Source organism: Rouxiella sp. Mn2063 (genome assembly GCF_049319665.1).
In the GTDB taxonomy this organism is placed as follows: Bacteria; Pseudomonadota; Gammaproteobacteria; order Enterobacterales; family Enterobacteriaceae; genus JBMOUD01.
In genome coordinates, this window is record NZ_JBMOUD010000008.1 from 141,729 (window position 1) to 153,663 (window position 11,935).

The 11,935-nt window shown below is 48.3% G+C and carries 12 protein-coding genes; 2 read left to right on the forward strand and 10 right to left on the reverse strand.

Translation table 11 applies throughout. The annotated features are described in order from the left end of the window. Positions 1 to 11 precede the first annotated feature (11 nt). The 4 genes from era to lepA form a co-directional block, all read right to left on the reverse strand. The gene (gene era, locus ACL9RG_RS13550; RefSeq protein WP_422793143.1) at positions 12 to 917 is read right to left on the reverse strand and encodes a GTPase Era; all 906 of its coding nucleotides are present in this window, start codon (positions 915 to 917) and stop codon (positions 12 to 14) included. Beyond that, positions 914 to 1,594: a ribonuclease III gene (gene rnc, locus ACL9RG_RS13555; RefSeq protein ID WP_422793144.1), complete on the reverse strand. Its 681-nt coding sequence runs from the start codon at positions 1,592 to 1,594 to the stop codon at positions 914 to 916. Before rnc ends, era begins: the two co-directional genes overlap by 4 nt. Positions 1,595 to 1,810: 216 nt before the next feature. Next, on the reverse strand, positions 1,811 to 2,788 hold the full coding sequence (gene lepB, locus ACL9RG_RS13560) for a signal peptidase I (RefSeq protein ID WP_422793145.1): 978 nt from the start codon (positions 2,786 to 2,788) through the stop codon (positions 1,811 to 1,813). A 29-nt stretch (positions 2,789 to 2,817) separates the two neighbouring features. Beyond that, positions 2,818 to 4,617, reverse strand: coding sequence for a translation elongation factor 4 (gene lepA / locus ACL9RG_RS13565; RefSeq protein WP_422793146.1), 1,800 nt, complete (start codon positions 4,615 to 4,617; stop codon positions 2,818 to 2,820). Positions 4,618 to 5,090: 473 nt separating this feature from the next. Here lepA and ACL9RG_RS13570 point away from each other — a divergent pair, with 473 nt between their 5' ends. Continuing rightward, on the forward strand, positions 5,091 to 5,912 hold the full coding sequence (locus ACL9RG_RS13570; protein WP_422793147.1) for a DUF308 domain-containing protein: 822 nt from the start codon (positions 5,091 to 5,093) through the stop codon (positions 5,910 to 5,912). Positions 5,913 to 6,013: 101 nt separating this feature from the next. Here the strand turns inward: ACL9RG_RS13570 and rseC are convergent, their stop codons facing one another. The 5 genes from rseC to trmN all read right to left on the reverse strand — a co-directional run bounded on the left by rseC (position 6,014) and on the right by trmN (position 9,880). Continuing rightward, positions 6,014 to 6,481, reverse strand: coding sequence for a SoxR-reducing system protein RseC (rseC, locus tag ACL9RG_RS13575; protein ID WP_422793148.1), 468 nt, complete (start codon positions 6,479 to 6,481; stop codon positions 6,014 to 6,016). A gap of 24 nt (positions 6,482 to 6,505) precedes the next feature. Then, positions 6,506 to 7,453 carry a sigma-E factor regulatory protein RseB gene (rseB, locus tag ACL9RG_RS13580; protein ID WP_422793149.1) on the reverse strand — a complete coding sequence of 316 codons (948 nt, stop codon included), beginning with the start codon at positions 7,451 to 7,453 and terminating at the stop codon, positions 6,506 to 6,508. After that, positions 7,453 to 8,103: an anti-sigma-E factor RseA gene (gene rseA / locus ACL9RG_RS13585; RefSeq protein ID WP_422793150.1), complete on the reverse strand. Its 651-nt coding sequence runs from the start codon at positions 8,101 to 8,103 to the stop codon at positions 7,453 to 7,455. Before rseA ends, rseB begins: the two co-directional genes overlap by 1 nt. Positions 8,104 to 8,131: 28 nt before the next feature. Beyond that, a complete protein-coding gene (rpoE, locus tag ACL9RG_RS13590; protein ID WP_422793151.1) occupies positions 8,132 to 8,707 on the reverse strand; it encodes an RNA polymerase sigma factor RpoE in 576 nt (191 codons plus the stop codon). Positions 8,708 to 9,139: 432 nt separating this feature from the next. Further along, positions 9,140 to 9,880 (reverse strand): tRNA(1)(Val) (adenine(37)-N(6))-methyltransferase TrmN, encoded by a 741-nt coding sequence (trmN, locus tag ACL9RG_RS13595; protein ID WP_422793152.1) that lies wholly within the window; start codon positions 9,878 to 9,880, stop codon positions 9,140 to 9,142. Between the two features lie 221 nt (positions 9,881 to 10,101). Between trmN and srmB the strand changes: the two genes are divergently transcribed. Then, a complete protein-coding gene (gene srmB, locus ACL9RG_RS13600) occupies positions 10,102 to 11,433 on the forward strand; it encodes an ATP-dependent RNA helicase SrmB (RefSeq protein WP_422793153.1) in 1,332 nt (443 codons plus the stop codon). Positions 11,434 to 11,528: 95 nt separating this feature from the next. Here the strand turns inward: srmB and grcA are convergent, their stop codons facing one another. Continuing rightward, positions 11,529 to 11,912 (reverse strand): autonomous glycyl radical cofactor GrcA, encoded by a 384-nt coding sequence (grcA, locus tag ACL9RG_RS13605; RefSeq protein ID WP_422793154.1) that lies wholly within the window; start codon positions 11,910 to 11,912, stop codon positions 11,529 to 11,531. Positions 11,913 to 11,935: the final 23 nt, after the last annotated feature.

Genomic DNA, 11,935 nt, shown 5'->3' on the forward strand with positions numbered 1-11,935 from the left:
GGGCGCGGACCTTATAAGTCGTCTACGTAACCGAGGCTACGCAGCGCACGTTCGTCATCTGCCCAACCGGATTTGACCTTCACCCAAAGCTCAAGATGCACTTTGGCTTCAAACATCTCTTCCATATCCTGGCGAGCTTCGATACCGATAGTTTTAATCTTCGAGCCTTTGTTGCCGATAACCATTTTCTTTTGGCCTTCGCGCTCAACCAGAATCAAACCATTGATGTCATATCCGCCACGCTCGTTAGAAACAAAGCGTTCGATTTCCACCGTCACCGAGTAAGGCAGCTCTTCGCCCAAGAAACGCATCAGTTTTTCACGGATGATTTCAGAAGCCATAAAGCGCTGTGAACGGTCAGTGATGTAATCTTCCGGGAAGTGATGCACCGCTTCTGGCAGGCGTTTACGCACCAGACTTGCAATGGTATCAACGTTGATGCCTTTCTCAGCGGACATCGGCACGATATCAACGAAGTTCATCTGCTCGCTCAAGAATTGCAGATGCGGCAACAGCTTGGATTTATCCGTCACGTTGTCGATTTTATTGATTGCCAGCAATACCGGGCTTTTCAGGTCACGCAATTTATTGACCACCATTTCATCATCTGGTGTCCAATGCGTGCCTTCAACCACGAAGATCACTAATTCAACATCGCCGATCGAGCTGCTGGCAGCACGGTTCATCAAACGGTTGATTGCACGCTTTTCTTCGATGTGCAGCCCCGGAGTATCCACATAAATAGCCTGATATGGCCCTTCGGTATGAATACCCATAATACGGTGGCGCGTAGTTTGTGGCTTACGCGAGGTAATAGAGACTTTTTGCCCCAAGAGTTCGTTCAGTAGCGTTGATTTACCAACGTTAGGACGACCTACGATTGCGACAAAACCACAATAACTTTTTTCTTCGCTCATTCAAGCTCCAGCTTTATCAGCGCTTGTTCCGCTGCCGCCTGCTCGGCTTTGCGGCGACTTGAGCCGGTTCCTACAACCGGTTCACTCAAGCCACTCACCTGGCAGTGGATGGTAAACTCTTGGTCGTGCGCTTCTCCGCGAACCTGCACAACCAAATAAGAAGGCAATGGCAGATGACGACCTTGCAAAAACTCCTGTAAACGGGTTTTTGGGTCTTTCTGCTTATCACCGGGGCTAATCTCGTCGAGACGACTACGGTACCAATCGAGGATCAGCTTTTCGACAGTCTGGATATCGCTATCCAGGAACACGCCGCCAATGAGTGCCTCCACCGTATCCGCGAGAATAGACTCACGGCGGAAACCACCACTTTTCAATTCGCCCGGACCTAAACGTAAACATTCACCGAGGTCAAACTCACGCGCCATTTCCGCCAGCGTATTACCGCGAACTAAAGTTGCTCGCATCCGGCTCATATCACCCTCATCAACACGAGGAAAACGATGATAAAGCGCATTGGCAATAACATAACTGAGAATTGAGTCGCCCAAGAACTCCAAACGCTCATTGTGCTTGCTGCTGGCGCTGCGGTGAGTCAGTGCCTGCAATAAAAGCTCCTGCTGTTGAAAAGTGTAGCCCAGCTTTCGCTGAAGCCTGTTTATTACGATGGGATTCATGAGTTACCAATAGATCAAGAATGCGTCAAAAACTTCAGCATACGGAACAGGCCTGTTTTCGCCATTAGCCAATCCAAAGCTGTTTCGTTTGCAGTGGCTCCCGTTATGCGTATTAAACGGGAGCCAACTCTTTCGCTCGAAAGGATATTCTACAACGACTGGAAATATAATGCTGCGTTTATACCAACAGTATTACCTAGATATAGTGACGTAGCATTAATGGATTCCACCAATGCGGCTCAAACGAACACCCGTTGGCCACTCACCTTCCTGCTTCTTAAAGCTCATCCAGATACCCGTTGCACGGCCAACCAGATTTTTCTCTGGCACAAAGCCCCAGTAACGGCTATCGGCGCTGTTATCGCGGTTGTCACCCATCATAAAGTAGTGACCAGCCGGTACAACCCAAGTCGCCAGTGGCTGACCCGGCTGCTGATAATAAGCCCCAATCTGATCGCGTGCGCCTGGCACAATCAGGATGTTGTGCGTCACATCGCCCAACGTCTCTTTACGATTGATCAAACGTACGCCGTCCTGTGGTACAGGTTGGCTGGCAGGAATATCAAAGAAGCCACTGCTGGCTTCGCTGCCGTTAGCCTGACCAAAGGTCTGCACTAAATCGCTTGGTGCTGGCGCGCTATAGGTCACTGGCAATGCGGTAGTACAAGCTTGTCCAGTGCTGCACGCTGGCTGCACGGTCACTTCTTTGGTGCTTGGATCATAAGTCACACGATCGCCCGGCAAGCCCACTAAACGTTTGATGTAATCAACGCTTGGGTTCAACGGATATTTGAAGACCACAACATCGCCACGCTTCGGCTCACCGGTTTTAATCAGAGTGGTCGAGGTGATAGGGTCTTTCAAACCATACGCATATTTTTCCACAACGATGAAATCGCCAATCAACAGCGTTGGCATCATCGAACCTGATGGGATCTGGAAGGGTTCATAAATAAATGAACGCACGACCAGAACCACCAGCAATACCGGGAATACTGAGGCACAAGTTTCAACCCAGCCCGGTTGTTTTGCTGCTTTGCTTAGCGTGCTATCGTCGACAACGCCGCCAGTCTCAACCTTGAGACGTTCAATTTTAGCCCGACGGGCCGGTGCCAGCATAAAGCGATCCAGGCACCAGATAATCCCTGATACCAACGTCGCAATCACCAGGATCAAGGCAAACATGTTAGCCATTCATACTCCTCGACTTACTTTTCAAAGACTTATTTACCGTCTTTACCTACGTGCAAGATAGCCAGGAACGCTTCTTGTGGTAACTCAACGTTGCCCACCTGTTTCATGCGTTTCTTACCATCTTTTTGTTTCTGCAACAGTTTCTTCTTACGGCTAACGTCACCGCCGTAACATTTCGCCAGAACGTTCTTACGCAATTGTTTAACGGTCGAGCGCGCAATAACGTGCGTACCGATTGCTGCCTGAATCGCGATATCAAACTGCTGACGAGGGATCAATTCTTTCATCTTCTCTACCAGATCACGCCCACGGTACTGGGAGTTTTCACGGTGAGTAATCAGCGCCAATGCGTCAACACGTTCGCCGTTGATTAATACATCAACGCGAACCATGTCAGAGGTTTGGAAACGTTTGAAGTTGTAATCCAGTGACGCATAGCCACGAGAAGTCGATTTCAGACGGTCGAAGAAATCCAGCACAACTTCGGCCATCGGAATTTCATAGGTCAATGCAACTTGGTTGCCGTGATAGACCATATTGGTCTGCACGCCGCGCTTCTCAATACACAGGGTGATCACGCTACCCAGATATTCTTGCGGCATCAGCATATGACATTCGGCGATAGGCTCACGCAGTTCCGCGATGTTATTTAGCGGCGGCAGCTTAGATGGGCTATCAACATAAACTGTTTCGTTGCCAGTCGTTTCAACTTCATACACTACCGTTGGCGCCGTGGTGATAAGCTCCAGGTCGTACTCACGCTCAAGACGCTCCTGAATGATCTCCATGTGCAACAGCCCAAGGAAGCCACAGCGGAAGCCAAAGCCTAGCGCCGTTGAGCTTTCTGGCTCATAGAACAGTGACGCATCGTTGAGGCTCAGTTTGCCCAACGCATCGCGGAAGTTTTCATAGTCGTCAGAACTGATTGGGAACAGACCGGCATAAACCTGTGGCTTCACTTTTTTAAAGCCCGGTAACACGCTTTCAGCAGGTTGACGAGACAGGGTCAAGGTATCCCCCACCGGTGCGCCGAGAATGTCTTTAATAGCACAAACCAGCCAGCCTACTTCACCGCAGTTCAGGACATCGCGATCCACACGTTTCGGGGTAAAGATCCCCAAACGGTCGGCGTTGTAAACCTGGCCGGTGCTCATGACTTTAACTTTATCGCCTTTTCTCAAGGTGCCGTTTTTAATACGCACCAAAGAAACCACGCCCAGATAGTTATCGAACCATGAGTCGATGATCAACGCCTGCAGAGGCGCTTCAGGGTCCCCCTCTGGTGCCGGGATATCACGCACCAGACGCTCCAGGATATCAGGAACACCTACACCCGTTTTCGCGGAACAGCGCACTGCATCGGTGGCATCGATGCCAACGATATCTTCAATTTCCTGAGACACACGGTCCGGATCGGCAGCTGGCAGGTCAATCTTGTTCAGAACCGGCACCACTTCCAGGTCCATTTCCATCGCGGTGTAGCAGTTAGCCAGCGTCTGGGCTTCTACACCCTGACCGGCGTCAACAACCAGCAATGCACCTTCACAGGCAGCCAAAGAACGAGAAACCTCATAAGAGAAGTCGACGTGTCCAGGTGTGTCGATGAAGTTAAGCTGATAAGTTTGACCATCTGGTGACTTATAATCCAGCGTGACGCTCTGCGCTTTGATAGTGATGCCACGTTCACGCTCAAGATCCATAGAATCGAGCACCTGCGCGGCCATTTCACGGTCGCTTAAGCCGCCGCAAATCTGAATAATACGGTCTGACAACGTCGACTTACCGTGGTCAATGTGGGCAATAATGGAGAAGTTTCTTATGTTCTTCATTTATAAATGATTTTCTCTAATTAAAAACTATTAATTCTTCTCAATGGAGACAGTATTGACCCAAAAGCCAAAACGCCCCACGAAAACATGGGCGCATTCTACATGCCACCACAGTGAAAACCTAGTCTCCACAGACCTTAACTCTAGATTATGCGTGCATTATGCAAAGAAAGGCGTGTAGTTGATGAATTAAGTTGTAAGCGGGTTAAACAAGAGTCGCTGAAGACAAGTACCTATTTAGACAAAATAATCATTCTGATAAAGGCATCACAGCAAAAACTTTCGCGCCATAGTACACGCCGACTCCCCTCTACAACACCCCTACTCGTTTAGGAAAAAGCTCATTTACAGTACAACAGTTTTCTAATTAACTTGCTGTTATAAGAAAGTATTTTTATTCCTAATGATTATTGTTGGTTTCATCTTTTCTCATTTTATCTTTTCAAATCCACTTGCTCACAAGGTTTAACATCATGATCAGTGAAGGGAGGTTGCTTAGTCAGCATGGTTTTGCCAAAGCCAACTCGTGGATCATTATGATCATTGCCATACTGTTGGTTGCGGCGGGCGCTGTACAATTTGCTTACCTGCTAGCCTTGAGTCACGACAGCGGTGTTAATTTCCATTCGGTATTAATCTCTGCCATTTTTAGCCTAGTACTTGGCATCTTCTTGATTACTCTTCGTCATTTCATTAAACCTAAACAAATTTATCAATTGTATGAAAACGGCATTTTAGTTATCAGCAAGCCTGAGAATAAAAGTAGGTTCATTCCCTTTGAGAATGTGATGGATATTTATCTCTATCGCTCGGGGAAATATAGCCGAAAAATCATTAACACCATGGCATTTCGTGAAACCACGGGTAAAGAGTGGCATCATATTACGCCTAATATTGCTCACGCAGACAGACTCATTGACGTTATCAAGAATCAACAGCTGTTATTTAGCGGGCCACAGGCACTATCAACTCTGGCACAAGGCGGGATAGTTAACTTCCGGTATCTTATTAATTGTGAAAGTAAAATAAGCCACTTCTTGCGTAATAATTTCTTGTTAATGAATGAGAAAAAATTACGTTTGAGCGCGAGACATCTCGTCAGCGATGATGGTCATCAGATTGCGGTTGGAGACGTACAATTTATTAGTGGAGGACAAAACAGCCAAATAATAAAATTACTCGATGGAAATGGCAGAGTCTTATTTTCTATACCTTATACTTCTTTGTTTAGCGCCGATCTATTTATTGCGCTGATAGAGCATATGATCCACAACCGTATTCCGGTCAGTAATTAAATGCTTTCTTTAGATGGGATTAGGACAAGAACAGACAGTAAAAAGCCGCTATTCAAGATAACGGCCTGATTTTCATTAGATCTTAGCAGAGATGAAGGTCATTATTTGCTTTCAGGCTGGAAACGAAACGCCTGAGGAGGCAATCCTACTTGTAGGATCACTGGCTGATATGCCGCTTTATTGTCCAGTTTTTTGGCAAAAATACGCGCAATCGCAAATCCAACAGCGCCGCCAATTACCGCACCTAGCACCGCAAAAGCATCTGCCTGCAGTAACCACTGCAACAATCCACCACCTAAAATCACGCCAAAAAGCGGCGTCATATACACCAATAACGCAGAACGCAGCAAACTGCCTTCCATAATCCCCAATTCAACTTTTTGCCCCGGCTCAAGCGGTTCGGCAATGTTAACCTGCAGATTATGCTCTGTCTGTGGGCCTAACTCATTAAGAACTCGGGCACCACAGCCCGAACGAGAATGGCAGCTGCTGCATCCTGCCTGCGTTTCACAACGCAGCTGGGCAACGCCATTTTGCCACGAAATCACCGTGGCCCATTCTTTCATCATGATGAGACCCTTAACCTAAGCCCGTTACTGTGGTGTGAACTGAATACTATCGGCAATGCGCTTAGCCGTAGAAGGAGGTAACTCCCCAACCACAGTGATTTCATTACCATTGCGCACTTCAGTTTGCACTGTTCTTCGCCCTTGGCGCACTATCTGCTCAGAGACAACGCCATTAGACGGATTCACATTGATGGAGAAACTAAACAAGCCATCACTGTAGAGGCGAGATTCTATCGTCACTGGCATATTTGGCAAGTTTCTCTTACTACGAGACACTTCTTTCATTCCGTCAGGAAGCCACTGTGGCTGCCATTGGAACTGCGTCTCATCAACAGGCGGCAGTGAAAGCACCGGAGGTAATTTCGCTTTTGCCAATTCAGCAAGATCATCCACCGCGTTGCTGCCAGCATCAACGCTAATGACGCGGAATTGTTCTAGCGTTTCGCCATCGCGATCGAGCAGATCAACGCGCAATGGTAGTTTGCTTTCTTGATCGACCCAAATGATATAGCTAAAGCGGGTACCATCGCGCGACACAACACGAATCACTTCACTCAGCCGATCCGCCGCTCTGGCACGCCCCACCGCAATGAAATCATAGTATTTGGATAAGTTCTTGAAGTCGCTGAACGCCAATGTCGGCAACGAATCAACAATATGGTCGCCATCTAAGGTAAAAGGCTGCAAGCCATACTCAAAGTAGCTAATGTCATTACCGCGTTGCACGACTTCGCGACGAGGGCCATCCATTAGAACTAATTGAGCGAGTTGAGATTTATTAGATATCGCATGCGTATACCGATAGGCATCGATTCCCTGCCTGGTAATACTGATAAAAGCGATTTCATAATCCAGTTTCTGGCTAGCGCTGCTCATCTCTTGCAACAACGCCTCGGGAGTTGTATCTGCCGAGGCGAAGGGAGAAAGCAAGCTGCCTGCCAGTAAAAAAGCGGCATACAAAAATTGCTTCATTACTGCGTTTGCGTTCCTAAAGACTGAGTACCAGGTACCTGAACAGCGGCCTGTGGAGGAAGAGTGAAAGCGTCTAGCTGAAGCTGATCAGAATGCAATCGGCGTTGCAGTTCGTAGTCCTGCAAAATGGCATTAATGCGCTTACGCTGCTCTTGCATATTTTGCTGGCTACCGAGATTGTTGTTTTCGCTCGGCACACCAAAACTAACCGGAGAAGCTTTCCCCATCATCGGCAACGTATTAAACGTAGGCGTTTCAGGCGAGCCAGCTGGTACTGGAGATTGATTATAATGCTGAACCCCCACAATTACCGCCAAAGAAACACAGGCAGCCATACCGACTTGCGCCAACTGGCTAGTCCATGGACGCACCTTGTGCCAGAACGGAAGTTTCTGCCAAGTCTGAGGCGACGGCTGAGATTCAGTGATAGCGCCAGGGACTAATTTAGCAGGTTCATTCGCCAATGCAGCGGCAACACGATCTGCGATATCCAGATGCACAACATTACCCATATCTCCACGCATGGTGTCGCGGATCAAGTGATAACTCTGCCAACTTTTCTGAAGCGTTTTATCGTTTGATAACGAACTCATCAGTTCGGAATCAAGCGCTTCACCATCCATCAGAGCGGAAAGCTTTTCTTTCTGCATGCCTAGTACCCTTCTGTGTACGCAATCATTAGCGCTGAATCAGCGGTTGAACTTTATTATCAATGGCCTCACGGGCGCGGAAGATTCGCGATCTTACCGTTCCCACTGGGCAATCCATAATGGCTGCTATTTCTTCATAGCTTAGACCATCAAGTTCCCTAAGGGTAATTGCCATACGCAAATCCTCAGGGAGCGCCTCGATAGTACGAAAAACTATCTGACGTAATTCTTCTGACAACATAAGGTTCTCAGGGTTCGAAATTTCTTTAAGCGCACTGCCACTTTCAAAATTCTCTGCGTCGATTGCATCCACATCACTAGATGGAGGACGACGCCCCTGGGCGACCAGATAATTCTTTGCCGTATTAACAGCGATTCGATACAACCACGTGTAAAACGCGCTATCGCCACGAAAAGATTCAAGTGCGCGATACGCTTTTATAAAAGATTCCTGGACCACATCAGGCACATCGCCCTGTGGCACATAGCGGGATACAAGGCTCGCAACCTTATGCTGGTAACGAATCACCAGTAAATTGAACGATTTTTGATCACCCTTCTGGACCCGCTCGACCAGAACCTGATCGGCTAACTGCTCGCTCATCCGAGGTAAATTCTCCCCAAAACTATCTCCATGCTTAGAGTTGCACTCCTAGCCATCATCATCATTATTTTCCTGAGCAAGTGCAGCTTGGAGTTCATGCGAAACGATAAGTTCCGCACCGCCATCGTTTTTTCTATTTACTTACACTGCTCAGCCAGAGGCTTATGCCAAGTGAGTCAGGCTAACATGAATTTGCTTCTTCTACTGCAAACTTCACACGTTTCGCCACCGCGCCCGATACGCCAACGATACGGTAATTATCGAATAATAGTCGTTGCGCTATCTTGGTAGCCGGCTCTTCACAACAACAGCCATGCCGTTATTTGAGCAAATGTTGTTTAAACAAATCCTCCACATTGCTCATAAAAAATCCACTATGCAATATGGCTTAAGACACATTGTAGCCCGAAACCGAAAATCTGGTGTATTGAGCTAATAATTAAGATAAAAATCAGTAATCAATTGGCGAAATTCGTTGCTGTAAACATTCAATTCTTCACGTATCGCCAGCTCTTGTACTATTGCTTGCTGGGGATGTAGCGAGAGGGCCAATAACATACGGTTTAAGGGTTTCCCGGGCCTGTCACGGATATCAACTCGTTGACCAGTAAACCAACCGCGTGACTGCGCATTGCGCTCAAACGCCAAGCCAATATCATAAGGCAGCACAACGCAAAACTGTCCGTCGGGTTTGATTAACGCGCGGGCACAGTCGAGCAGTGCATCATGGGTCAATGTTTCGGTATAACGTGCGGTCGTTCTCGCCTCATCACGGCAGGCCACGGCAGATTCAAAATAGGGCGGGTTGCTAACAATCACATCGTAGTGCTGCGCGTGGGTCAGCGCGAACTGATTAATATCTTCAGCAAAAACGTGCAGGCGCTCGGCCCAAGGCGATTCAATAAAATTCTCATTGGCCTGCTGCGCGGCGCTCGCTTCTAGCTCAACAGCATCAATGTTTGCCGCTGGCGAACGTTGTGCCAGCATTAGGGCCACCAAACCGCTACCGCTGCCAATATCCAAAATATGTTGTGCATTCGCAACAGGAGCCCAGGCACCAAGCAATACACCATCGGTGCCCACTTTCATTGCACAGCGATCATGAGCCACAAAAAACTGCTTAAACGTGAAACCATTACGTCGCAGAGGCTTATCTGAACTGGCTTGATTCACTGCATTTTCCTTTTGTTTTTAACCCGCAACAGGGTAGATTTTAAAACCGGCGTAGCATAGGGGAAAGCGATGACCAGTAAAAGCGCCCTTTGCCATATCTCTAAATGACGTCGAGACACCGCCAAGCAGCCAACATCCCGGCATTTTGCTGCGCGACGGGTATAAATAGGTGAAGATTGCGTCTAACAAGTCTATAATCGGCGCCCCAAGTAGAGGTAGACATGACTTTAACCACTTTTTCCGAACTCGAACTCGATGAACGCCTGATAGACGCGCTAGCCGAGAAAGGCTACAGCCGCCCGACTGTCATTCAGTCAGAGGCTATTCCACCTGCGATGGATGGACGCGATGTGTTGGGTTCGGCTCCTACCGGCACCGGCAAAACCGCCGCATTCTTGCTGCCTGCGCTGCAACATTTGCTGGATTTCCCGCGTAAAAAATCAGGCCCACCGCGTATTCTGATCCTCACGCCAACCCGTGAACTGGCGATGCAGGTTGCCGAGCAAGCACGCGAGCTGGCTAAACATACTGAGCTGGATATCGCCACGATTACCGGCGGCGTAGCTTATATGAACCACGCTGAAGTATTCAGCGAGAATCAGGATATCGTCGTCGCGACCACTGGACGCCTGCTGCAATACATCAAAGAAGAGAACTTTGACTGTCGCGCCGTTGAAACGCTGATCCTCGACGAAGCAGACCGCATGCTGGACATGGGCTTCGCACAAGATATCGAAACAATTTCAGCCGAAACCCGCTGGCGTAAACAGACATTACTGTTCTCTGCAACGCTCGAAGGCGAAGCCATTCGTGAATTTGCTGAACGCATTCTGACAGAACCGGTAGAAATCGAAGCCGACCCGTCACGCCGTGAACGCAAAAAAATCCTGCAATGGTATTACCGTGCTGACGATTTAGCGCATAAAACTCAGTTGCTGATCCATTTACTCAAACAGCCTGATGTTACCAAATCAGTGATCTTCGTGCGCAAGCGCGAGCGTGTTCACGAGCTGGTTGCCTGGTTGCGTGAAGCAGGTATCAACTCCTGCTACCTCGAAGGTGAAATGGTACAGGTCAAACGTACCGAAGCGGTGAAACGCATGGTCGAAGATCGCGTTAACGTCCTCGTGGCGACCGATATTGCTGCGCGTGGCCTGGATATCAACGATATCAGCCACGTCTTCAACTTCGATATTCCGCTTACCGCGGATACTTATCTGCACCGCATTGGTCGTACCGGCCGCGCAGGACGTAAAGGCACCGCGATTTCTCTGGTCGAAGCGCATGATCATCTGTTGCTGGGTAAAGTTGGCCGTTATCTCAACGAACCACTTAAGCAACGCGTGATCGACGAGCTTCGTCCAAAGACCAAAGCGCCGAGTGAGAAAAGCACCGGTAAGCCGTCCAAGAAAGTCTTGGCTAAGCGTCTAGAGAAGAAGAAAGAAGAAAGCCTGAAATCCCGCACTAAAGTAAAAGTTCGCCATCGCGATAGTAAGAATGTGGGTAAACGTCGTAAGAGCAAAACGGAAGAGAGCAAAGGTAGCGCCGAGTAAGCTACAACTCGTTACTTTTCATCGCATTGTTAGCGACATAAAAAAGCCTCATCCTTGATGAGGCTTTTTGCATTTAGCGAGGTAATAAACGTTTATTACATGCTTTCAGTAAAGGTACGGGCAATAACGTCGCGCTGCTGCTCTGGCGTCAGCGAGTTAAAACGCACTGCGTAACCCGATACACGGATAGTCAGCTGCGGATACTTCTCTGGGTGTTTAACCGCATCTTCCAATGTTTCACGGCGCATAACGTTAACGTTCAGATGCTGGCCACCTTCAACGCGCACGTTAGACTTGAACTCCAAAGGCACTTCGCGGTATTCGATTTGGCCCAGTTCAGCCACGGGAACGACTTGATCCTCGACATAACCCGCGTTTGCACATACACAACGCGCCTGAGCAGTTTCATCATCCAACAGCCAGAATGAATGATTAAGAGCCTGATTTTGGGCTTTGGTAATTTGAATTCCGGTGATCATAAATGCCTCCATTGATTGGCAAG